Below are 23,230 nucleotides of genomic sequence, written 5' to 3'. Positions count from 1 at the left end.
ATATTCTTTGAAAAAACACAGATAATTGCCTTGAAGTTTTACAAGAAATATACAATAAGCCTCAGATTCGGATTGGAATTAATGGTGCAATAACTCCCATTAATGAGGTGAAAACCCCAATTAATGGGACAATAACTCCCCAAAAAAGCATGTTAAGTACACAAAGTAAAGGAAAGAAAAGGAAAATAAAGGAAAGGAAAATAAATCTTATTATTATCATCATCATCATCGTGTGTGCGCGAGAGAGGTCGTGGTCGTGGATGAAAAGATTTTTCGATTATCAGTTGCATTCCGCCCTTTATTTTTGTATCTTTGCAAACTTTGAATAGAAAACATTTAACTACAAAGATGAGCGATATCAAAACGAACGAAGAAGAAGGCAAAAAGAGCTTGAACTTCATTGAAGCAATGGTTGAAAAAGACTTGGCGGAAGGTAAAAACGGCGAACGCGTACAGACCCGTTTCCCGCCCGAACCAAACGGATACCTGCATATCGGACATGCCAAAGCCATCTGCCTGGATTTCGGTATTGCCGAACAGTATGGCGGCGTCTGCAACCTGCGCTTCGACGACACAAACCCCGTAAAAGAAGATTTGGAATACGTGGATGCCATCAAGGAAGACATTGAATGGCTGGGTTACCACTGGAATAATATATATTACGCATCCGATTACTTCCAGCAACTCTGGGACTTTGCGATCCAGCTGATCAAGGAAGGAAAGGCATACGTCGACGAACAGACTTCCGAACAAATTGCGGCCCAGAAAGGGACGCCGACGCAACCGGGAACAAACAGCCCGTACCGCGACCGGCCGATCGAAGAGAGCCTGGAACTGTTCAACAAGATGAACAGCGGCGAGCTGGAAGAAGGCTCAATGGTGTTGCGCGCCAAGATCGACATGGCCAATTCAAACATGCACTTCCGCGACCCGATCATCTACCGCATCGTCAAGACTCCGCACCACCGCACAGGCGACAAGTGGAAAGCCTATCCGATGTACGACTTTGCACACGGACAGAGCGACTTCTTCGAAGGCGTCACCCATTCGCTGTGCACACTCGAATTTGTGGTACACCGCCCGCTGTATGATCTCTTCATCGACTGGCTGAAAGAGGGCAAAGACCTGAACGATAACCGTCCGCGTCAGACCGAGTTTAACAAACTGAACCTGAGCTACACGCTGATGAGCAAGCGTAACCTGTTGACGTTGGTGAAGGAAGGACTGGTTAACGATTGGGACGATCCGCGTATGCCGACGATCTGCGGTTTCCGCCGTCGCGGTTATTCACCGGAATCCATTCACAAGTTTATCGACAAGATCGGTTACACGACTTACGACGCGTTGAATGAATTTGCCTTGTTGGAAAGCGCTGTCCGCGAAGATCTTAACACCCGTGCGACTCGCGTATCGGCCGTTCTGAATCCGGTCAAGCTGATTATCACCAACTATCCCGAGGGACAGGTTGAAGAGATGGAAGCAATCAATAATCCGGAAGATCCGTCGGCAGGAAACCATACGATCGAGTTCAGCCGCGAGCTGTGGATCGAACGCGAAGACTTCATGGAAGATGCTCCGAAAAAGTTCTTCCGCATGACACCGGGACAGGAAGTGCGTCTGAAAAACGCCTACATCGTGAAATGCACAGGCTGCAAGAAAGACGCTGACGGCAATATCGAAGAGATCTATTGTGAATACGACCCGAACACGAAGAGCGGTATGCCGGACAGTAACCGGAAGGTGAAAGGCACGCTCCACTGGTTGAGCTGTGCACACTGCCTGCCTGCCGAAGTACGCCTGTACGACCGCTTGTGGAACGTGGAGAACCCGCGCGACGAATTGGCTGCCATCCGCGAAGCCAAGAACTGTTCGCCGTTGGAAGCAATGAAAGAGATCATCAACCCCGACTCGCTGAAAATACTGGAAAACTGCTATGTCGAAAAGTTCCTGGCAAATGCCAAACCGCTCGATTACCTGCAGTTCCAACGTATCGGTTATTTCAATGTGGATAAAGATTCCACAGCCGGTAAATTAGTCTTTAACCGTACCGTATCCCTGAAAGATACCTGGAGTAAGGTGAAAGATAAATAATGTGCCAATATTTCAATATGCCAATGTGCCAATGAAGAAAAAAGATGGTATCTCACGTCTGTTACAGCGCTATCTGTCCGGTCACCAGGAAGGCAGGGACGCCTATTTTGATGCCGATGAGATAGATAGCCTGTTGGACAGTTTTGAAGAATCGGACGATTATACTTACTACGATGAAGTCTTGGCCTTAGGCCTGAGGCTTCATCCCGGTAATACCGATTTGCAGGTCAGGCAATGCAAGTCGTTCGTCTATAACGAAGACTATGAAAGTGCACTTGCCCTGATCGAGACAATCGCCGAAACGGACAATCAGGATCTCGACATGCTGCGTCTGGAATGTTACGTCATGCAAGATTCCTATGACAAAGTGATCGGATATACGGAAAAACTCATTGCCGATAAATGCGAATATCTGGAAACTATATTCGAATATATCGCTCCTATCCTGGGCGATGCGGAGATGAATAAAGAGGCACACGATTATATCAATCGCGGCTGATGCTCTTCCCCGATAATATGATCTTGAAAGACGAGCTTTGCTATAATCTGGAAATTGAAGGCGATATCGAAAAAGCGATCGGGATCTGTAACGAGCTGATCGACAAGAATCCTTATTCCAACGATTACTGGTTTACACTCGGCCGCCTCTATTCGATCAGCGGGGATTATGAGAAAGCAATCGAAGCGTTCGATTTTGCCCTTACCTGTGACGATTCGGATGAAGAGTTGAAAATACTGAAGGCCTATTGCCTTTACATGAATGAGAATTATGAAAAGGCAATCGAGGTGTATAACGAGATTGCAACAACTGATGAGATACGCGCCCGTATCACACCGTTGCTTGCCGAATGTTATGTAAAGTTGGAAGATTACGAAAAGGCTTATGAGTTATTGAAAGAACAACTTAGCCGGAACGGTTTGCAGGAAGATTCCAGCACTTACATTAATTATATCCGTTGTTGTGTCGAGACGGGACGTGAAAAAGAGGCTTCCGAGAATCTGATGAGAGCCTCCAGGCTGTTTCCTAAAAACGTCCGGATCCTCTCTCTGTTAGCTTTGACATATCTGGAAAACGGAGAGGAAAAGAAGGCTGTGGAGGTGACAGACCGTCTGTTTAATGTCCTCGACAAGTCGGATGACAAAAATCAGGAAGATTTCGAAAGCCTGTTCCATGCCGGTCAATATCTGTATATGAAAGGGGATATAGACAAGGCTTTGCAATATTATAAGAAAGTCTTCGATGCCAATCCGAAAATGCCTCAGATGCATCTCCACTTAGCAATGGCTTATCTGGCAAAAGGAGATCTGAAACATTTCGGGGAGCATTTCCGGCAGACCTCTCCCAATGAAGTGTTCGAATATCTGAAAAATTCCGGTCTCGATTTTGATAAAATTACCGATGAGACAAACTACAAACATATTGCCCCGGAAGATCTGGTGAAAGAATTCCTCAATAATAAGGATAATAACAACTAAACATGAAAAGAAATCTAAAAGACTACGGCCTCTTAGTTTTAAAAGGCATGGGCATGGGGGCAGCGGATGTCGTGCCCGGCGTATCGGGCGGAACCATCGCCTTCATTGTTGGGATCTATGAAGAGTTGATCGACTCGATCAAAAGTATTAACGCATCCAGCCTGAAACTGCTCTTTACCGGAAAGATTGCGGCTTTCTGGAACGCGATAAATGCAAATTTTCTGCTGTCTATTGTTGCCGGGATCGGGATCAGTATCTTTTCACTGGCCAAGATCATTACCTGGTTGCTGACGGATCATCCGATTCTCGTCTGGTCTTTCTTCTTCGGCCTGGTGCTGGCTTCAACCTGGTTTGTATCCAAAGATATCCGGAAATGGGATTGGAAAACGATCCTGAGTTATATTATCGGAATCGTAGTCGCTTTCTATATAACGGTTGCAACTCCGGCTGAAACGCCGTCCAATCTGCTCTTCATCTTCCTTTGCGGGGCAATTGCCATCTGTGCGATGATCCTGCCGGGGATATCAGGCAGTTTTATTCTGGTGCTTTTAGGTAAATATTTCTACATCATGGAGGCGGTGAAGACATTCAACATACCCGTGATGCTGGTGTTTATCGGTGGTGCAGCGATCGGTATTACGAGTTTCTCACGCATATTGTCATTTGCTCTCCGTCGGTTTCACGACATTACGATTGCCGTACTGGCTGGTTTTATGTTGGGATCGCTGAATAAGGTGTGGCCCTGGAAAGAGACAATCGAGACTTATACGGACAGCCATGGCCTCGTGAAACCTCTCGTAGAGGCAAACATCCTGCCGAACCAGCATATCGGTGAAGCTGTCGGCCTGATGATCTTAGGCTTTGCAATCGTTTATTTCCTCGAAAAGCTATCGAAAACTAAAACCATTCTTTAAACTCCCCTACCCGTGCTTTGCTGACCAGTATTTTTTCCGGGACCGGTACTTTCAGGTTGATAGACAGCCGTCCGTTAAACCAGAGGTCGATATCCTGTATCGCTTTACGTGAGATCAGATATTGCCGGTTCACCCGGAAGAAGAACACCGGATTCAGACAATCGGATAGTTCATCCAGAGTCTGGGGAAAAACACATTCTTTTCCGTCTGCAAGCACCGCTTTTACAATCCCGTCATCGATATGGAAGAAAAGAACCGTTTCGGCAGAGACCGGCAACAGCTTATCGCCTTTGATGGGGACTAAAAAATGGGTCTTATAACTTTCCTCCTTTTTTAGCGCACGGATCAGGGTTGAATAGTCCGGCTCTTTGCCGGCAGGTTCGCCTTGCAAACGCTCCAGTTTATCGAGCGCTTTCCTGATATCGCTGGGATCGATCGGCTTGAGCAGATAGTCGATGCTGTTTACCTTAAATGCTTTTAAAGCATATTCGTCGTAGGCGGTTGTAAATATGATCGGACAGGTGATATCTACATGGCCGAATATCTCGAATGCGGAACCATCCGCCAAATGAATATCCAGGAAAATCAGGTCGGGCATTTTGTGAGCGCCAAACCAGTCTATCGTCTCGGTAATACTGTCTAATACGTCCAAGATTTCCATATCCGGCGCTATTTCCGACAGCAATGCCTGCAAATTGCGGACTGCCGCTTTTTCATCTTCGATAATAAGTGCTTTCATATCAATTATATCAAGGGAATCGTCACTACAAACGTATCATTTTCTTCACTGACTGCGATCTCCTTTCTGAAAAGGAGGCGGTAGCGCTTAGCCAGGTTGGCCAGTCCGATGCGGGTGCCGCCGCTTGCCGTCAGTTTGGGCTGGAGCGGATTACTGACCGTCAACTGATGTCCTTCGGACTGTATCCGGATTGTCAGCGGGCGGCGGTTACTGATCTCGTTGTGTTTGACGGCATTCTCGATCAGCAATTGGACAGACATAGGCGGAAGCAGACAGTTTTCCGTGCCTTCGTCAATCCGGATATCGAACGAGAGATTGTCTTCGTAGCGCATCTTCAGCAGAAAGATGTAAGCACGGACAAACTCCATCTCTTCATGGAGCATCACACTCTGATTCTCGTTTTCTTGCAAAGTGTAGCGAAGCACGCGGGAAAGTTCCTGCAAGTAGTCCTGCGCCTTATCCGGAGTCTCGCGGATCAGGGAGCGAAGCGTGTTAAGCGAATTGAACAGCATATGAGGATTCAACTGGCTCTTCAAGGCTTCATACTGGTTTATCAGGTTCTCTGTCCGGAGTTGCTGGTTCTCGATAAGCACAAGCTGGCTCCGTCTCAACAGGTAGCTCATATAACAGCTTCCCACCACGATACAGGTGATCAGGAAGTCGCGTAACGGGTGCAAATAATGGTGCACCATCGCGTCAATAGCCGGAATGTTGAAATGATGATGCAGGAAGACAAATCCTTTCCCTAACAGGTTGCTGACGATCCAGGTCAGTACAAACGACAACGCTAATTTCCACCAGGTAATATGCACCGTCGGACGATCGAACTTGAACAGAAAGGTGTTCAGGGCAAAAAGCAGCAGCAACGAGATAAAAGTAAAGAATATCTCGTTCGCCACATCCGCCCAATGCATGCCGGGAAACAGATTATTCTGCCCCGAACGGTCGAACAGCGAAATCAGTTCGGGAAAATGCGTAAGAAAAGCCACCACGATTGAAATCACCGTCAGCGCAATCATATACCGGTCTATCCTGTTTATCCACTTCATATCCATAGGGGCAAAGATACTCATTTTTCAACACGCGCCGTCACATACATGCCGGGACGGAAACGGCTGTTCGACTCTTTTACGCGGGCATAGACTTCCAGCGAACGGTTTGTCTCGTCCACTTCCTGCCCAACCGAGACGAGGACGGCATGGAACGTCTCTGCTCCCATCCCGTTCACACGAAACTGTACACGCTTGCCGGGTTCCAGATTCTGCAAATCCTTTTCGTAGGCGGTCAGGCAAAGCAAGGTTTCGCCTTTGTCTACCACATCACAAATCGATTCTCCGGCATTGATATATTTTCCCAAATTCAGGTCCATCACCGTGACATATCCGTTAAGAGGCGATTTGACCTCTAAATAAGGACGGATACCGTTTGCCTGCAACTCTTCCGGTGCTACTCCGAGGATTGTCAATTGTGCGGCGGCTGCTTCCAAACGGCTTTTCATCGAAAGATAATCGGCTTTGCTTTGCTGGAAACGTTTCTGCGAGGCTGCTTCCTGAGAACTTAGACGTTCCTGGCGTTCATATTCCTTTTGCAGGTATTCGGTTTGGGCGCAGGCATCGAGATAGGCTTGTTGCAGATTGATGAAGTCGGGGTTTTCGAGGGTTGCCAGCACACTGCCTTTCCTGACATAATCGCCGGGGAGCAGAGTCGTACTGTGCACGGTGCCTCCCATTGTCAATGTCACGGTGGCGCGGCGTTGCGGCGGGACGACCATGATTCCGTTGAAGGAGGAATGGTTCGGCATGGCCGTAGCAGAAGTGACGGCATCCACCTCGTTTGCCGTGCCGGTCGTATCTTGCATTTCGGTTACGGGAGCGGCCGTGTTTGCGGCAGCTTCGGCTACCGGAGTTGTCTCTTGTGTCGTCTGGTTGCAGGAGACTAACAACAGAGCTGCAACCGGGATGAATATTCTTTTCATATACTTTGTCTTTATTTGATGTTCTATTTTTATTTCTTCTCTGAGTTACCGGGTGTACATTTCCAACTCCAAAGCTGCCACGTTATAGTTATAGACCGCCTCGACATAACCGCGACGGATCTCACGGGCAGCGTTCAGGCTCTGTACAAACTGCGTGATGTCCGTCTCGCTTTCGCGGAACAGCAGAAGGGCGCTTTGCAAAAGGGCGTCAGCTTCGGGCAGTGCGCCGGTCGTGTAATAACGGATGCTTTCGGACTGTTTGCGAAGGATCGCCTGCAACTCTTCCACTTTATTGTCCAGTCCCCGCATATTGGCTTCCGACTCAATGCGGGCGACGTAGGCATCGATCTTCGCCTGCTTCACCCGGCTATGCTGCGGGAAGAAAAGGACAGGGAAAGAAACGCCTATCATCCATGAGTTCAAACCATTCTGCGGAGCGATCTTCTGGCGGATATAGCCTAAGGAAAGTTCCGGAAAGAAGCGGCTGCGTTCCACCCGAAGCATCATCTGTTTCTCATCCGCCTGGCTCTTGAAATAATTCAAATAGGTTTCCGAAGCGGAAGAGACGGCTGCTTCTGTCGGTAGAAGCATCAATGCCGTATCAGCAGGGAGCAACGGACGGTCTGCGTAACAGGCCCATGTCAGCCGGCGACTTGCGAGCGAAAGCTCTTCTTCCGCCTGTATCAAACGTGTACGGAGATCGGCGGCTAACGTCGTCGTCATATTCCGTTCCAATAAGGTGATGTCGCCTTGCTCATAGCGAAGCTGGCCGGCTTGTTGCAACCGCGAGGCCAAGTCGTTCTGCTCCCGGTAAAGGGAACAGAGGTTCACAGCATACTGGTAATAAACCCAAGCGCGTTTCACCTCGGCAACGATCTCTTTCTTCACCATCTCGCGATAATAGCGGCTGGTCGTCACCTGTTTGGAAACCAGGGCATTCTTATAGAAAGGCGTCAGCAGGGAACCGAGCGATTGTGTCAATTCCATCTGATTATCGTGCGATATTCGCCGTTTATCTGTCCCCAGGAATAACTGACGGATGTCGGCGCCACTTCCCAGGCTTCTCCCCGGGCGGCGTGCAGACGGTCGACGGCAGCTGATGCCGTCTTTAGGCGGGGGTGATTTTGCAGAGCGATGCCGATCGCTTCATCCAGCGTGACTTTTCCTTCCTGCGCCTGCAGGGTTGCCGGTGCCAATAACAGGACGGCAGCCAATAGCACGAGCGCTTTGCCTCCCGGCTTGCGCATCCGCTTCCACCAGACCGGGGCGGCATTCACCAAGCGGTAGAACACCGGAATCACAAGAAGCGTCAACACCGTCGAGACGATCAATCCGCCGATCACGACTGTAGCCAACGGCCGCTGTACTTCCGCACCCGCAGACTTGGCAATTGCCATCGGAACAAATCCTAACGAAGCCACCAACCCGGTCAGAAATACCGGACGCAACAGGTGCGGGCATCCTTTCGTTATAATCTTATTTGTCGTCATCTGATATTTTGTTTGTTTCCGCAAGTCATTGAAATGATTAATCATCAGGATACCATTCAGCACAGCGACCCCGAACAACGCAATAAAACCGACGCCTGCCGAAATGCTGAACGGCAATCCACGCAGCCAAAGCGCTACAATTCCTCCGATCAGCGACAGCGGCACGGTTGAGAAGACCACCAACGTATAAGTCACGCTCTTGAAAGCAAAGAACAGCAGCAGCAAGATCAATGACAGAGCCACCGGAATCACGATCAACAGCGTATCGATCGCATTCTGCAGGTTCTCGAACTGGCCGCCGTACTCGAAATAATAGCCGGGACTGAGCTTGATATTCTTCTCCAACGTCGATTGGATATCGGCAACGACCTGTTGGATGTCGGCATCGCGCACATTCACTCCGATCACGACACGCCGCTTCGTCGCATCCCGGTTAATCTGCAACGGGCCGTTCACCAGTTCGATGTTCGCCACCTCTCCTACCGGAATCTGCACGCCTTCAGCAGTACGGACGAACAGTTTGTCAAGATTCAGATCCGCCACCTTTTCCTTGTCCAGGCGGACAACGAGATCAAAACGGCGTTCATTCTCAAACACCACGCCGGCGGCTTCACCGGCATAAGCAGTCCGGATAATCGTATTCAGTTCTTCTATATTCATTCCGTAACGGGCAATCCGGGCGCGGTCGTATTTCACGACTAACTGCGGGAGTCCCATTGCCTGTTCGACAATGACGTCGGATGCACCGGGCACTTTCTCCACGAATTTGGATGCTTCCTTCGCCTTGGCATATAGCTCTTCCATATCTTCTCCATACAGTTTGATCGCGATATCCGCTTTGGCTCCCGTCATCAACTCGTTAAAGCGTAACTGGATCGGCTGGCTGAAGTTGAACTCGGCGCCGGTGATCGGGTCGAGGGCCGCTTTCATCTTTTCTACCATTTCGGCACGGCTTGAGGCGGATGTCCATTCCTTAAAAGGCTTCATGATGATCATCACGTCTGCGTCCTCTACAGCCATCGGGTCGGTGGGAACTTCGGCTGTACCGATTTTAGCCACGACATGCTTGATCTCCGGAAATTTATCCTTCAACACCTTTTGTGCCTGACGGGACAACTCTATGCTTTGTGTCAGCGAGCTACCGGCCGGAAGCGTCATCTGCATGGCGAAATCGCCTTCGTCGAGCGTCGGGATAAACTCGGCGCCCAGCCGAGTAAAGAGCAGCAGGGAAGCAGCCAACAAGGCAAAGGCGGAAACGACTGTCACACCAATGTGATGCAGGCAGAAGTCCAGGCCGTGTTTATATATCTTGTTCAGGCCGGCAAAAAAGCGGTCGGCAAAAGTCGGCTTCACCGAAATCGTCCGTTTCAGAAATAGGGATGCCATCATCGGCACGTAAGTCAGCGAAAGGATCAGGGCGCCGATGATGCAGAACACCAACGTCTTCGCCATCGGCGTAAAATATTTCCCCTCGATCCCCGAAAGCGTCAGGATCGGGAAAAAGACAATCAGGATAATGAAAACGGCAAAAGTAGCGCTCCGTACGACACCGCCCGCACCGGCTTCGACCTCGGCATCCATTTCCGCCCGCGACAGCGTCCGGCCTGCCAGACGGCGGGTGTAAAGATGCGCCAGGACACCTTCGACAATCACAATCGAGCCGTCCACAACAATACCGAAATCGATCGCCCCCAAACTCATCAGGTTGGCAGACACTCCGAACAGGCGCATCATAATGAATGCAAATAACATCGCCAACGGGATCACCGAAGCGACAATCAATCCCGCCCGGGCATTCCCCAAAAACAGCATCAGAACGATAAACACGATCAATGCGCCTTCGATCAGATTCCTGACGACAGTCGAGATATTCCGGTTCACCAACTCCGACCGGTTCAAATAGGGTTCGACGCTTATCCCCTCCGGCAACATCTTCTGCACCTTTTCCACGCGGGCTTCCAGCTCTTTCGTCACCACATTGGCATTGGCTCCCTTCAGCATCATGCGATCCCGCCGACACATTCTCCGGCGCCATCCATCGTCATCGCTCCAAAACGCTTCGGGGCACCGAAACGGACTGTTCCCACATCACTGATGTGGATCGGGATTCCTCCCCGGTTGGTAATCACGATGCGTTCGATGTCTTTCGTCCGGCCGATCATTCCTTCCGAACGGATATAATAGGCCCGGTTCACCTTCTCGATGTAGCTGCCTCCGGTATTCTGGTTATTGCGGTTCAATGCCTCAAACACCTCCCCGATCGTGATGTTCAGCGAATAGAGGGCGTCCGGATCGACCGCCACTTCGTATTGCTTCAGATAACCGCCGAAGCTGTTGATCTCCACGATACCGGGAATGCCGGACAGTTGCCGTTTCACGATCCAGTCCTGGATCGTACGCAGTTCCATGGCGTCATACTTCTTTTCGTAGCCCGGCGCCACTTTCAATATATACTGGTAAATCTCCCCCAATCCCGTCGTGATCGGCATTAGCTCAGGCATTCCCAGTTCGGAAGGGATTTCACCGGACACCGCCTGTATCTGTTCGTTAATAAGCTGCCGGGCATCGAGCGTCGGCACGCTTTCCTTAAAGACAACCGTAACAAGCGAAAGTCCGAACCGGGAAACGGAACGGATCTCTTCCACATTCATAATATTGCTCATCGCGATCTCGATCGGAAAGGTGATCAGCTGCTCCACTTCCTGCGGAGCCAGTGTCGGCGAAACGGTCACAATTTGCACCTGATTATTAGTGATGTCCGGGACGGCATCGATCGGAAGCGTCAGCATTGCATAGATTCCTCCGATCAACAGGAACAGGGCTGTCAATCCCACAAACAGTTTTTTCCGGACAGAAAAACGGACAATTGCTTTAAACATATATTCATCTATTTAAAATAACAAAGGCAAAGATATCCAGCGTATCTCTGCCTTGAAATAAGAATCGTTTAAAGCTGCCCGATTCGGGATTGAACTATCCGAATGCAGCCCTGAAGAATCAGGGAACGTTTATACAGTCGTGGTATAAACGACCGCCTCCACCGCATGCGTCAGGATATAGGCGGCAGGCGTTGGATTTGTAGGGGAATAGCCTTTTTTCAGTTCCTCCAGCATCTCCTGCTTTCCGGCGCCCAGGACGGGAACCAGCAAAGGCGAATCGTTCAGGATCAGCGGGCCGGTCATCGTGATGCGGAATTGACTCGTTCCCGGATGCTGCGACACAGCGTAATTGCGGCTATCGGTCAGAAGCGGCAATGTGTCCGGGAAAATGGATGCCGTATGCGCATCTCCGCCGATTCCCAAGATAATGCAATCGAAGTAGGGCAACTGTCCGTGACGGGGCAGATATTCCTTTACAATGCGTGAATAGCGCATCGCTTCCGTCCCCGGCTCCACTTCGCCGTGAATGCGGTGCACATGGTCTTCGGGGATATGCAGCGGCTTAAATAAAAGCTCGTTCGCATGGCCATAATTGCTGTCCGGATCAGTCGGCGGCACACAGCGTTCATCCACCCAGAAGAAACGGATATTATCCCAATCGATCCTCTCTTTATATTCTTCCACCCAAAGGGCGAACATCTTCTTGGCCGTTTCTCCTCCCGACAGGGCGAGGTTGAAAGGATGACCGTCCGTCTTCCGTTCCATATACCGATCAGGCAGGATGTCATGGCCTGAAGGGCTTCTTTATCGGTTTTAAAATTCTCTATTTTCATAATGAATAATGTGTTAATGTGATAATGTGCCAATATGCCAATGTAAGCAATACACTCTCATTGGCACATTTAGCGAAGCGCCATATTTGCACATTGGCAAATTATTACCCGCAAGTCTGGCAAGGGCAATCCTTCGGCACCATGCCCAAGCGGGCTTTTTCGAGCGGACCATCTTCGCCGGGGGCGTAGAAAAAGAGGTTCTTCGCTCCTTCTTCTTTCCAGTGGTGAAGGATCGGGTCAATCAGGCGCCAGCTGGCTTCCAAGGCATCGCTGCGGGCATACAAAGTCGAGTCGCCCAGCATGGCATCCAGCAAGAGGCGTTCATAGGCGTCCGGCAGATAGCTTTTCGAGAGCGAGTCGTAGCGGAAATCCATTCCCACCTGCTTCACCGTAAAACCGGCACCCGGCATCTTCAGGCCGAACTTCAGCGTGATGCTCTCGTCCGGCTGGATGCGGATGATCAGCTTGTTGCACGAGCCTCCCGAACACTGCCCGGCGAACAGCTGGTGAGGCGTCGACTTGAAGTTCACCACGATCTCCGAACTCTTTTCCGGTAATTTCTTGCCAGTAAAGATATAGAAGGGAACGTCGCTCCAACGCCAGTTGTCGATGAACATCTTCATGGCAACGTATGTCTCCGTCGTCGAGTCGGTGGCGACATTCTTCTCCGTCCGGTATCCGTCGTACTGGCCGCGGACGATCAGGTGGTCCATATCGTGCGTCTTATAAGGGCGCAAGGCACGGAAGACCTTCACGATCTCGTCGCGGATCGGCTCCGGATCGAAGACCGAAGGCGACTCCATAGCCGTAAACGCCATGAGTTGCATCAAATGGTTCTGGATCATGTCGCGCAGGGCGCCTGCTCCGTCATAATACTTTCCCCGATTCTCCACGCCTAATGTTTCGGAGGCGCTGATCTCGATCGAGTCAATATAGTTGCGGTTCCACAGCGGCTCGAATATGCCGTTGGAAAAACGGAGCACCAGGATGTTCTGCACCGTCTCTTTTCCCAGATAATGGTCGATACGGTAGATTTCTTCTTCGTCAAAGATGTGACAAAGATGTTTGTTCAGTTTCTGTGCCGATTCGAGGCTCGTACCGAAAGGCTTCTCCACGATCACCCGGCGCCAACCGTCCGCTTTCTCCGGAACGTTTAGCCCGCTTTCTTTCAGGCAGGCCGGGATCAGTTCGTACATGAGGGGTGGTGTGGCAAGATAGTAGATGATCTTGTCCGGCAACTGCTCCTCATGCTGTAACTGGTGGATACGGTCCTTCAGTTTGCCATATTCGGCGGCGTTGGTCGAATCGAACGAGAGGTAAAAGACGCGGCGGAGGAAGTTGTCCAGTTCGGCTTCATCCACCTCTTTCTTTTTCAGGGCTTCCCGGATGTGTGCCTTCTCGAGGACACGGTATTCGTCGTCTGAATAATCCGTGCGGGCTGCACCTAAGATGCAAAAACGCTCCGGCAATAATCCCCGCACATGCAGTTCATAAAGCGAAGGCAGGAGCTTCCGTCCCGTCAGGTCGCCGGAGGCTCCGAATATAACTAATAATTGATCGCTTGCTGTTTTCATTTGTTTCTTTAATTTAATAGTTTCGGGAACTCCGGAAAGCTCCGCGCAACGTTTTTGAAGGTTTCCGGAATCCCGGAAAGTCATTTTAAACGCTATACGTTCCGGAAACCGTGTTGCCTCCCTCGCCAGTCCAGTTGGTGTGGAAGAAATGTCCCCGCTCGCGGTCGGTCCGTTCGTAAGTATGTGCACCGAAATAATCGCGCTGCGCCTGAATCAGGTTGGCCGCCGAGTGCAATGTGCGCAACCCGTCGAAGTAATTCAAGGCGGAACTCATGGCAGGCAAAGCCACGCCGCCGAGTGCGCCTTCCGCCACCACTTGGCGCCAAGCGGGAAGAGCCGTCCGGATCTTGTCGCGGAAAAAGTCGTCGAACAACAGGTTTTCCAGTTCCGGATTCTTCCTGTAAGCCTCCGTAATCTTCTGCAGGAAGACGGAACGGATGATGCATCCTTTGCGCCAAATACGGGCAATCGTCCCGTAATCTAACTCCCAGCCATAATGTTCGGAAGCCCGGCGAAGCAGGGAGAAGCCTTGCGCATAGGAGACTAACTTAGCCGCATACAATGCCTGCCGTACATCTTCAATCTTTAATTCTTCATTCACTTTCACCGGCTCATCATACAGACCATTAGCTTTTATGCGTTCCGGATAGAGGGCGGAAAGCAGGCGGGCGTAAACGGCTTCCGTGATCAGCGTAAGCGGATCGTTCTCGTCCATTGCCGCAATCGCACTCCATTTGCCTGTGCCTTTTTGTCCAGCGACGTCCAGTATTTTATCGAGCAGCGGCTTTCCGTCTTCATCGCGGAAACGCAGGATGTTGGCGGTGATCTCGATCAGGAAACTATCCAGCTCGCCTCCGTTCCATTCATCGAAAACGACAGCCAGCGCGTCATTGTCCAAGCCCTTGCGATGTTTCAGCAATGCGTATGCCTCGGAAATAAGCTGCATGTCGCCATACTCGATCCCGTTGTGCACCATCTTTACGAAATGGCCGGCTCCGCCCGCTCCGATCCATTCGCAACAGGGCGTTCCGTCGTCCAACTTGGCCGCAATGCCCTGCAGGATGTCTTTCACTAACGGCCAGGCTTGGGCCGAACCTCCGGGCATCACGGACGGCCCGTGCAAAGCGCCTTCTTCGCCACCCGATATGCCGGTCCCGACGAAGTACATGCCTTTTTCCTCCACTTCCTTCACACGACGTTCGGTGTCGTGAAAGTCCGAATTTCCTCCGTCGATAATCACATCGCCTGGCGACAGAAACGGCGTCAATTGCGCAATCAGTTCGTCCACCGGACGGCCTGCTTTGACCATCATCATGATCTTACGCGGACGCTTGACTGCCTCGACCAACTGCTCGATGGAATGTGTTCCGATGAAATGTTTTCCTTTTCCGCGACCGCCTGTAAAACGGTCCACGACGCCCTCTTCCCCGGGGGCGCTACGGTTATATACGGCTACGGTAAAGCCTTTGCTTTCCATATTCAGCGCCAGGTTCTCGCCCATCACGGCAAGCCCGATCAATCCTATATCTGCTTTCATTTCTTATTTGTTTTATTTTATGTTGAATAAATCATTCAGTGACTCGCTCATGGACGGATGAGTGAAAATATTGTCACGAAGGAGGACATAATCGTTATCCGTACGCATCGTTAGCGCAACCAGATTGATGATCTCGCTCGACTCGGCACAGAACAGCGTACAGCCCAGAATCTGATTCGTATCGACGTCGATCACCGCTTTCAGCAGGCCTTCCGTCTGCCCGACCGTGCGGGTCCGGGGCATTGTGGCGGCAATCACTTTGGATACTTTTATATGACGTCCCGTCCGGCGCGCCTGCTCTTCGTTCAGGCCAACGTGCGACAGGGGCGGATCGATAAAGACCGAATAAGCGACGGCTTCCCGATCGCCGGTATTGCGTTTCCCGTCGCCAAAAAGTTCGTCCCGGATAATCCGGTAGTCATCCAGCGAAAGATAGGTGAACTGCAGGCCGCCGCGCACATCCCCGATTGCCCATATATTGTTGACGGTCGTATGCAAGCGGTCGTCCACGTCGATAGCCCCGCGTTCCGTCAGCTTCACTCCGGCTGCTTCCAGGTTCAGACCTTCGGTGTTCGGACGGCGTCCGGTGGCCAGCAGGATCGCATCGGCATCCACGCGGATCGTTTCGCCACTCAAAGCATCCCGGTAGACGACGGTTGCCTTGTCCGAATCCTGTTCGATCTCCTGCACGACGGCATTCAGCCGGATCGACATGCCTTTCTTTTCTAAAACCGTTTTCACAGCTTCGGCAATATCGCGGTCTTCACGTGGAATAAACTTATCGCCGCCTTCCAACACTGTGACCTCCGAACCAAAGTTAGCGAAGATCGAAGCAAACTCGAGTCCGATATAACCGCCTCCGACTATAGTCAGGCGACGGGGCAACTTGTCAAGCTCCATAATGGAAGTGCTGGTATAAACGAACGGATTATTTTCGATTCCTTTTATTGAAGGGATAACAGTCGAGGCTCCGGTATTGATGAATATCTTCTCCCCCTGCAACACGAGCGTTTCGCCCTCAGTTTTCACTTCTATTTCGTATGGAGAACGAAATGAAGCGGTGCCGGTATAAACAGTCACGGAATCTTTACTGTCCAGGTTATCGAAATTCTTCTGCCTGAGGTCAGCCGTGATCTTTCTTTTTTCCACGATCGCCTTGTGGAAGGCTTCGGCACATTGTTCGAAGGTTGTATAATGATTATACTGGGCAACTTTGGAAAGATGAACCAGGACCTTTGTCGGAATACATCCGATATTGATACATGTCCCGCCATACATTTCTTTCGAGCGTTCAACTACGGCGACACTCCATCCGCGATTACCTAAATCCGCAGCCAGTGTTTTTCCGCCTTTTCCAAAACCAATGATAATTGCATCATACTTTTTCATTTTTCGTGTCCTCCTTTGTTTTCTACTTAAGAAACATTTCATTAAACCTGATTGTTCCCGGTAAGCATCTATTAATTGATCTGCCGCCGGTACTCGGTCGTGCTCAACCCTGTTGCGTTCTTAAAGAAGCGGCTGAATGTTGCCTGATCTTCAAAACCAAGCATCAAGGCAATCTCCTTCGAACTTTTGGAGGTGTAGAGCAGCAGGCGTTCGGCTTCCGCCTGGATACGGTTGTGGATGATGCGAATGGCAGACGGCTGGTGATAGGATGAAAGGATATTCGCTAATGTCTTCGGCGACTTGTTGAGCATATCCGCATATTCCTGTACCTGCTTCTTCTCCTTGAAATAAGTATCGACCAGGACATGGAACTTGCGGATCGTCTCGAACTGGAAACTGTTCTCCCGGACAACGCCTTGCCTGTCTTCCGCTATGCGCGTACATAAAATGATAAAGCGTTTCAACAAAACCCGGAGCATCTCATCCTGCAAGTGGTCGGAACTCTGAAACTCCTCCTGCATGATTCCTGTCAGCGTGTCGATCTTCCGCCGTTCCTCTTCCGAAAGAACAAAAGTCAGCACATGCGACGAGCCATGAAACAGCAATCCGTTACAAGAAACCTCATGGTCATTCCCGTGTATGCAATAGAAGTTACTGTTGAACATCAACGTATAACAAACGCCCTCCACCCGCACAAATTCCAGATGATGCAAATGGGAAAGCGGCACCAACTGTCCTTCCTTCAGGATGATTTGTTGATGATCGATATCCAGTTCTACCTCTCCGGAGCTTACCCAAATAAATTTATACAGGTTTTATCTTTCAGAAGACCGACGTCTTCATGAAGCGAATCTGTCAGAATGATTCGCCCCTTTATTTTAGCGTTTTCGAATGTCCATTTCATGGTATTAATCTTTAATTTTCAATTACCTCCAGTTTCCCGGCAATTCCCCGGTATGGCGTCTGAACCAACGTGCAAAGGTATCATAATTTGAGAAATTCAGCATCACAGCGATACGGGAAGGTCGCAGGCGGGTCTTGATCAGCAGGTCTTTTGCTTCAAGCAAGACATACTGGCTGATCCATTCTGCCGCCGATACGCCGGAATATGATTTACATTTACTATTCAGTTCCATAGAAGTCATGCCCAATTTCTCTGCATAATAATAGACCGGATAATGATGATAGCGACTTATCAGCAATGCGAAATCGTAAAACATAGGCGGAATCCGGCTATCCCGGTCGTCTGCAACATGGCCGCCCTGCTGAAGATAGAAAATCAGGGCACGCAATAACGATTCTACCACTTTAACGCGGACATCGCTCATCCGTTCGATCTGAGACTGTATCAACCGGATGTAAAGATCGGTTTCCTCCATCTCATCCGGCGTAATATCCCGGTACATCAGCCTCTGCCGATTGATCAGCAGATCACTGCTGGCATAAATGACAACCCCTTCAAAGCCTGTTTCCGAGAAGCGGGATATTTCCTTGATATCATCTGTTGCCGCCAAAAGAATCTGTCCGGCTGTTATAGAAAACTCCTGATCGAGGGCTTTAGAAACAAACCTTCCACCCCGGCAAATCACGGCAAGGGTCCCTGCGTCCATCGGAAACAGATCATAATCCTGCCCGGCTTCGACGTGAATGATTTTTAAAGAACTTTCCAATGTCAGATTTGCAGTCGACACGGCATGATAGAGATCAATCGGTAATATTTTTTCTGTGCTCATATTCTTTTTACTTTAAAATAAAACATTGCACTTCGAACATTTAAAGATAGAAGTAAGTTTAATAAGTACAATCATTTTTATATTTACTTAAAGCCCTATTAATAACATTTATAGAGTTTATCCGGCGATATACAGAATTGATTGAATTTCTTTCTCTGAAAACATTCATACATATTAATTAGTTCTATATTTGTACCTCAAAAAAAGAAAAAGATGAAGATACCGTTTAAACCGATCGAAATCGAAGATAAAGACATTATAACCTCTTTTACAATACCGAGCAATTACAAGAATTGCGATTATTCATTTTCTAATATCTGTAGTTGGCGGTTCTTGTATGACAGCGAATATGCTGTCGTAGACGGTTGCCTGCTGATCCGTTTCTGGATCGAAAATAAGACAAGAGTTGCCTATATGACGCCTACCGGACAGGGAAACCTGCAAAAGGCGATCGAATTGTTAGAAGCCGATTCTCTCGAGCAAGGGCATCCGCTTTGTATGTTAGGCGTCACATCCGATGCCAAAGAAGAACTGGAAAAGGCAATCCCCGGCGGATTCTTTTATATCCCCGAACGGGACTATTTCGATTATATCTATCTGCGCGAAGATCTGGCAACCCTGAAAGGGAAAAAGTACCAGTCGAAACGCAATCATATCAATAACTTCAATAAGAAATACGCATACAAATATATTCCTATCACGCCGGAACTGGTTCCCGAATGCCTCCAACTCGAATGTAAGTGGTATAAGGCGAACCGGATAGACAATGACGAAGAGGATTTGAACGACGAACGCCGTTCCATGAACTACGCCCTGAATCATTTCAATGAATTGGGGCTGATAGGCGGCGCCATCTGCGTAGATCATCAGATAGTCGCTTTCTCCTTCGGTGCTCCGATCAATCATAACACATTCGGCGTACATGTCGAAAAGGCAGATGTGAACTATGAGGGCGCTTATGCTGTTATCAACAAAGAATTTGCCTCTCACCTGCCGGAAAAGTATATCTATGTGAACCGGGAGGAAGACTTGGGTATTCCGGGTCTGCGTAAGGCTAAACTTTCGTATAACCCGTTCATTCTATTGGAAAAATCCGCAGCAATAAAGAAACCTGCAAAATAAAATGAACAATGGATAACAACAAGCCTCAATTGATCGATCTATGGCGTACCTCTTTCAACGACAGCGAAGAATTTATCAGCCTGTTCTTCGACCGCGTCTATAAAAAGGAGAACGCTTTGTTTATAGAAAAAGACGGGAAGATCGTTTCCGCCCTTCAAATGCTTCCGTATGTCATGACCTATTACGGGACGGAAATATCTGTAAATTACATCTATGGAGCCTGTACGCTTCCTTCCGAACGCGGCCAGGGACTTATGCGCCAATTGATAGCGGAAGCCTTCGAAGTGATGAAAAGCCGGAAAGTGGCCCTGACAGTTATCATCCCGGCCGATCCCTGGCTGTTCGATTATTATCGTGACTTAGGCTATACGGAGGCTTTTGACTACTCGGAAGAGACTTATATCCGCCCTTACGAGATCGCTTGGGAACAAGGCATATTGATTGTCCCGCCGGAAGTTCCTTCCATGGAAACCCTTTATAAATTCTTCGATAAGAAACAGCGTGAACGCACTTGCTATGTCTTGCACGGCTATGACGACTTCGTCACAATCCTGCGCGACCTGCAACAATCCGGCGGACAGATGCTGACTGCCTTGAATGTCCGGGAAGAGCCGATCGGCATGATCTTTTTCTATCCTGCCGGCGACCATATTTATGTCAGGGAGTTGATGTACGACAATGATCATATTAAGAATCTGCTCCTTCAGGAAGCAACGACGCAAAATAATGTAGAAAAGGCTATTTACCGGACTTCTTTCACCGGGCCGGGCACTTTCCCGTTAGGAATGGCACGTGTGCTCGATCGTGACCGCCTCATACATCATTGGGCATCCACCCATGAAAACTCCGTGCTGAACATCGGGGAACTGAAAGAGATGGAGACACAATCGTTGACGCGCCTGTTGCTCGGCTATCAGAGCCGGGAAGCCTATATGAGCCTGATGCTCGATTAGTTCATAAACAGAGATATTTATTCCAGGCCGACTTCTTTCAACGGATTCCAGAAGACAGATTTCCAGTTTTGGATCCGGTCATTAATGACGGTTACGCCTTCTGCTTCCAAAAGTTTCTGCATCCGGTCCGGAGTGCCGAACGCATCTTTCCCGGAAAGGATTCCCTGACTGTTCACGACGCGATGGGCAGGAATGTCTGACTCGGAAGAAGGAATATGCCCCAACACACGCCCGACAAGGCGGGACATATTGGGATATCCGATGGCCCGGGCAATCGCGCCATAACTGGTGACGCGACCTTTCGGAACATACCGGACCATCTGATAAACAGCTTGCTTGAAATCTTCTTTATCCAAGTCAGACATATTACAATAGTTATTTAAGACCTCTGTTCTTCAATAAAGGCTCCGTATTCGGTTCCTTTCCACGGAAGTTCTTGTACATATCCATTGCGTCGTCAATTCCGCCCGGTGTCAGGATGTAAGTACGGAATTTGGCCGCCACTTCAGGATTGAAGATATCGCCGGTTTCTTTGTAGGCTTCGTAAGCATCGGCATCCAAGACTTCCGCCCAGATATAACTGTAATAACCGGCCGTATAACCACCGCCCATCGTGTGGTTGAAATAAGTCGTACGATAGCGGGACGGGATCTGGCGGATCAGGCCGCGTTTGCCCAACGTCTCATTTTCAAACTTCATCACATCCAGATCGGCAGGAATTTCTTTCAACACATGATAATCCATATCCAACAGAGAAGCCGCCAAATATTCGGTCGTTGCAAATCCTTGTCCGTATTTGCCGCTCTTATCCAACTTCTCGATCAGAGCTGCCGGAATCACTTCGCCCGTCTGGTAATGTTTGGCATATACTTTCAAAACTTCCGGCTCGAACACCCAATGTTCCATCACTTGTGAAGGTAATTCCACAAAGTCGCGGGGAACGCCCGACACGCCATAATAGTGCACATCCTTGAAGAGATTATGCAAGCCATGGCCGAATTCATGGAACAACGTTTCCGCTTCATCGGCACTTAACAGAGCTGGCTGCCCTTCCGCCGGCTGGCTGAAGTTGCAGACGATTGTCACAATCGGGCCGAGGCGTTTGCCATCCTGGTAAGTTTGTGAACGATAGGTTCCGCACCAGGCTCCGCCCCTCTTGCTTGCACGCGGGAAGAAGTCAAAATAGAGGATTCCTAAATAACTTCCGTCTTTATCCTTGCACTCGAAAGCCTGCGCTTCAGGGTGAGGAAGCGGAATATTGTTAACCGGAGTAAATATGATGCCATACAGCTTGTTCGCCACATAGAAAGCGCCATCGCGCACATTATCCAATTTCAGGTAAGGACGCACCTGGTTTTCATCCAGATCGAACTTAGCCTTCTTGGCTTTCTCGAAATAATAACGCCAGTCCCAGCCTTCCGCCTCGAAATTGCCGCCTTCTTTCTTGATTTCGGCATTGATGTCGGCCAGTTCCTCCTTGGCTTTAGCTAAGGCCGGTGTCCAAACTTCATCCAGCAAAGCATACACCTTAGCAGAAGTCTTTGCCATGCGGTCTTCCAGGACAAAAGAGGCATAATCGTCATATCCCATCAACTTGGCCTTTTCCAGACGCAGCGTGATCAGATCGCGAACGACTTTATTGTTATCGGCATCATTCCCGTTATTTCCCCGATTGATATAACCTTTAAAGATTTTCTCACGCAAAGCGCGGTTATCGGCATATTGCAGGAACGGCATTACACTCGGGTTATGAAGCGTGAAAAGCCATTTGCCGTCCATCCCGGCAGCTTTAGCCGCTTTGGCCGCATTCGCAATCAGGCTTTCGGGCAGGCCGGAAAGGTCTTCCTTCTTATCGATCACCAACTGGAAATCGTTCGTTTCCTTCAACATATTCTGTCCGAAAGTGAGCTGGAGCATGGAGATGCCGCTGTTCAGTTCACGCAACTTCTCCTGTTTGTCGGCCGGCAGATTAGCCCCGCCACGCACAAAGTCCTTATATGTTTCTTCCAGTAATTTCTTCTGTTCCTTGTCCAGATTGAATTTAGCTTGATTGTCATAAACCTCTTTCACGCGGGCAAAGAGCGCCGGATTGAGGCTGATGTCGTCATTATGCTTAGACAGTAATGGGGAAAGTTCCCGGCTCAGCGCCTGCATTTCATCATTTGTATTCACACTATTCTGGCCATAAAACACAGAACTGACCCGTTTCAGCAGGCGACCGCTTTGGTCGAGTGCTACAATCGTATTTTCAAAGTCCGGCACGGACCGCTGTTTTACGATGGCGTCGATTTCCTGCTTCTGCTCTTCCATGCCTTGCAGGAATGCCGGTTTGTAATCGGCCAAAGTGATCTTATCGAACGGAGGGACACCAAACGGTGTGGTAAACTCTGTCAGGAAAGGATTTCCCTCCTGGGCTGCATCTGCACCTTTTTCAGGTGAACCGCATGCGCTCAACACGACGGCTAAGCCGGCTGCCATAAATGTTCTCTTCATTCTTTTCTCTTGTTTTTTTATGTGAATAATAA

General features: G+C 49.5%; 15 protein-coding genes and 3 pseudogenes. 6 read left to right on the top strand and 12 right to left on the bottom strand.

Annotated features, from left to right (window positions below):
• Positions 1–348: 348 nt before the first annotated feature.
• The 4 genes from DW083_RS18215 to DW083_RS18205 are packed head-to-tail and all read left to right on the top strand — an operon-like array spanning position 349 to position 4,481.
• On the top strand, positions 349–2,091 hold the full coding sequence (locus tag DW083_RS18215) for a glutamine--tRNA ligase/YqeY domain fusion protein (protein ID WP_122333380.1): 1,743 nt from the start codon (positions 349–351) through the stop codon (positions 2,089–2,091).
• Positions 2,092–2,122: 31 nt separating this feature from the next.
• On the top strand, positions 2,123–2,590 hold the full coding sequence (locus DW083_RS23110; RefSeq protein WP_233552278.1) for a hypothetical protein: 468 nt from the start codon (positions 2,123–2,125) through the stop codon (positions 2,588–2,590).
• Complete coding sequence (locus DW083_RS18210) at positions 2,590–3,567, top strand: tetratricopeptide repeat protein (RefSeq protein WP_233552277.1); 978 nt, start codon at positions 2,590–2,592, stop codon at positions 3,565–3,567. Before DW083_RS23110 ends, DW083_RS18210 begins: the two co-directional genes overlap by 1 nt.
• Positions 3,568–3,569: 2 nt before the next feature.
• Positions 3,570–4,481 (top strand): DUF368 domain-containing protein, encoded by a 912-nt coding sequence (locus DW083_RS18205; RefSeq protein WP_122333379.1) that lies wholly within the window; start codon positions 3,570–3,572, stop codon positions 4,479–4,481.
• Here the strand turns inward: DW083_RS18205 and DW083_RS18200 are convergent.
• The 10 genes and pseudogenes from DW083_RS18200 to DW083_RS18155 form a co-directional block, all read right to left on the bottom strand.
• The gene (locus tag DW083_RS18200; protein WP_122333378.1) at positions 4,465–5,220 is read right to left on the bottom strand and encodes a LytTR family DNA-binding domain-containing protein; all 756 of its coding nucleotides are present in this window, start codon (positions 5,218–5,220) and stop codon (positions 4,465–4,467) included. The two genes, DW083_RS18205 and DW083_RS18200, sit on opposite strands and share 17 nt — an antisense overlap.
• A gap of 5 nt (positions 5,221–5,225) precedes the next feature.
• Positions 5,226–6,293, bottom strand: a complete 1,068-nt coding sequence (locus tag DW083_RS18195; protein ID WP_199659195.1) for a histidine kinase — start codon at positions 6,291–6,293, stop codon at positions 5,226–5,228.
• Positions 6,290–7,195: an efflux RND transporter periplasmic adaptor subunit gene (locus DW083_RS18190; RefSeq protein WP_122333377.1), complete on the bottom strand. Its 906-nt coding sequence runs from the start codon at positions 7,193–7,195 to the stop codon at positions 6,290–6,292. Before DW083_RS18190 ends, DW083_RS18195 begins: the two co-directional genes overlap by 4 nt.
• 45 nt (positions 7,196–7,240) lie before the next feature.
• Positions 7,241–11,564, bottom strand: a pseudogene (locus tag DW083_RS18185) (CusA/CzcA family heavy metal efflux RND transporter).
• A 129-nt stretch (positions 11,565–11,693) separates the two neighbouring features.
• Positions 11,694–12,397: pseudogene (gene pgl, locus DW083_RS18180) on the bottom strand (6-phosphogluconolactonase).
• Between the two features lie 104 nt (positions 12,398–12,501).
• Positions 12,502–13,971 carry a glucose-6-phosphate dehydrogenase gene (gene zwf / locus DW083_RS18175; RefSeq protein WP_122333385.1) on the bottom strand — a complete coding sequence of 490 codons (1,470 nt, stop codon included), beginning with the start codon at positions 13,969–13,971 and terminating at the stop codon, positions 12,502–12,504.
• Between the two features lie 85 nt (positions 13,972–14,056).
• The gene (gene gnd, locus DW083_RS18170; protein ID WP_122333376.1) at positions 14,057–15,508 is read right to left on the bottom strand and encodes a decarboxylating NADP(+)-dependent phosphogluconate dehydrogenase; all 1,452 of its coding nucleotides are present in this window, start codon (positions 15,506–15,508) and stop codon (positions 14,057–14,059) included.
• Positions 15,509–15,520: 12 nt separating this feature from the next.
• The gene (locus DW083_RS18165; RefSeq protein WP_122333375.1) at positions 15,521–16,897 is read right to left on the bottom strand and encodes an FAD-dependent oxidoreductase; all 1,377 of its coding nucleotides are present in this window, start codon (positions 16,895–16,897) and stop codon (positions 15,521–15,523) included.
• Positions 16,898–16,968: 71 nt separating this feature from the next.
• Positions 16,969–17,801 (bottom strand): annotated as a pseudogene (locus DW083_RS18160) (helix-turn-helix domain-containing protein).
• A 22-nt stretch (positions 17,802–17,823) separates the two neighbouring features.
• Positions 17,824–18,630 (bottom strand): helix-turn-helix domain-containing protein, encoded by an 807-nt coding sequence (locus DW083_RS18155; protein WP_122333374.1) that lies wholly within the window; start codon positions 18,628–18,630, stop codon positions 17,824–17,826.
• Positions 18,631–18,843: 213 nt separating this feature from the next.
• Between DW083_RS18155 and DW083_RS18150 the strand changes: the two genes are divergently transcribed.
• Together DW083_RS18150 and DW083_RS18145 are read left to right on the top strand one after the other, a co-directional pair.
• On the top strand, positions 18,844–19,752 hold the full coding sequence (locus DW083_RS18150; RefSeq protein WP_122333373.1) for a DUF2156 domain-containing protein: 909 nt from the start codon (positions 18,844–18,846) through the stop codon (positions 19,750–19,752).
• 8 nt (positions 19,753–19,760) lie between these two features.
• Entirely contained in the window at positions 19,761–20,705 is a 945-nt protein-coding gene (locus DW083_RS18145) for a GNAT family N-acetyltransferase (RefSeq protein WP_122333372.1), read from the top strand.
• A gap of 17 nt (positions 20,706–20,722) precedes the next feature.
• Here the strand turns inward: DW083_RS18145 and DW083_RS18140 are convergent, their stop codons facing one another.
• Positions 20,723–21,070 carry an MGMT family protein gene (locus DW083_RS18140; RefSeq protein WP_122333371.1) on the bottom strand — a complete coding sequence of 116 codons (348 nt, stop codon included), beginning with the start codon at positions 21,068–21,070 and terminating at the stop codon, positions 20,723–20,725.
• Between the two features lie 10 nt (positions 21,071–21,080).
• Complete coding sequence (locus DW083_RS18135) at positions 21,081–23,198, bottom strand: M3 family metallopeptidase (RefSeq protein WP_122333370.1); 2,118 nt, start codon at positions 23,196–23,198, stop codon at positions 21,081–21,083.
• Positions 23,199–23,230 lie beyond the last annotated feature (32 nt).

Source organism: Parabacteroides sp. AF48-14 (assembly GCF_003477465.1).
In the GTDB taxonomy this organism is placed as follows: Bacteria; Bacteroidota; Bacteroidia; order Bacteroidales; family Tannerellaceae; genus Parabacteroides; species Parabacteroides acidifaciens.
The sequence above is the reverse complement of the archived record's forward strand: the minus strand, read 5'-3'. Positions and strand labels throughout refer to the sequence as shown.

Excerpts from the sequence above, each read along its gene's own strand:
- DW083_RS18135 (WP_122333370.1), bottom strand. The coding sequence starts at position 23,198 with ATGAAGAGAACATTTATGGCAGCCGGCTTAGCCGTCGTGTTGAGCGCA.
- DW083_RS18200 (WP_122333378.1), bottom strand. The coding sequence starts at position 5,220 with ATGAAAGCACTTATTATCGAAGATGAAAAAGCGGCAGTCCGCAATTTG.
- DW083_RS18140 (WP_122333371.1), bottom strand. The coding sequence starts at position 21,070 with ATGTCTGACTTGGATAAAGAAGATTTCAAGCAAGCTGTTTATCAGATG.
- DW083_RS18195 (WP_199659195.1), bottom strand. The coding sequence starts at position 6,293 with ATGAGTATCTTTGCCCCTATGGATATGAAGTGGATAAACAGGATAGAC.
- DW083_RS18215 (WP_122333380.1), top strand. The coding sequence starts at position 349 with ATGAGCGATATCAAAACGAACGAAGAAGAAGGCAAAAAGAGCTTGAAC.
- DW083_RS18155 (WP_122333374.1), bottom strand. The coding sequence starts at position 18,630 with ATGAGCACAGAAAAAATATTACCGATTGATCTCTATCATGCCGTGTCG.
- zwf (WP_122333385.1), bottom strand. The coding sequence starts at position 13,971 with ATGAAAACAGCAAGCGATCAATTATTAGTTATATTCGGAGCCTCCGGC.
- DW083_RS18210 (WP_233552277.1), top strand. The coding sequence starts at position 2,590 with ATGCTCTTCCCCGATAATATGATCTTGAAAGACGAGCTTTGCTATAAT.
- DW083_RS18165 (WP_122333375.1), bottom strand. The coding sequence starts at position 16,897 with ATGAAAAAGTATGATGCAATTATCATTGGTTTTGGAAAAGGCGGAAAA.
- gnd (WP_122333376.1), bottom strand. The coding sequence starts at position 15,508 with ATGAAAGCAGATATAGGATTGATCGGGCTTGCCGTGATGGGCGAGAAC.
- DW083_RS23110 (WP_233552278.1), top strand. The coding sequence starts at position 2,123 with ATGAAGAAAAAAGATGGTATCTCACGTCTGTTACAGCGCTATCTGTCC.
- DW083_RS18145 (WP_122333372.1), top strand. The coding sequence starts at position 19,761 with ATGGATAACAACAAGCCTCAATTGATCGATCTATGGCGTACCTCTTTC.
- DW083_RS18150 (WP_122333373.1), top strand. The coding sequence starts at position 18,844 with ATGAAGATACCGTTTAAACCGATCGAAATCGAAGATAAAGACATTATA.
- DW083_RS18190 (WP_122333377.1), bottom strand. The coding sequence starts at position 7,195 with ATGAAAAGAATATTCATCCCGGTTGCAGCTCTGTTGTTAGTCTCCTGC.
- DW083_RS18205 (WP_122333379.1), top strand. The coding sequence starts at position 3,570 with ATGAAAAGAAATCTAAAAGACTACGGCCTCTTAGTTTTAAAAGGCATG.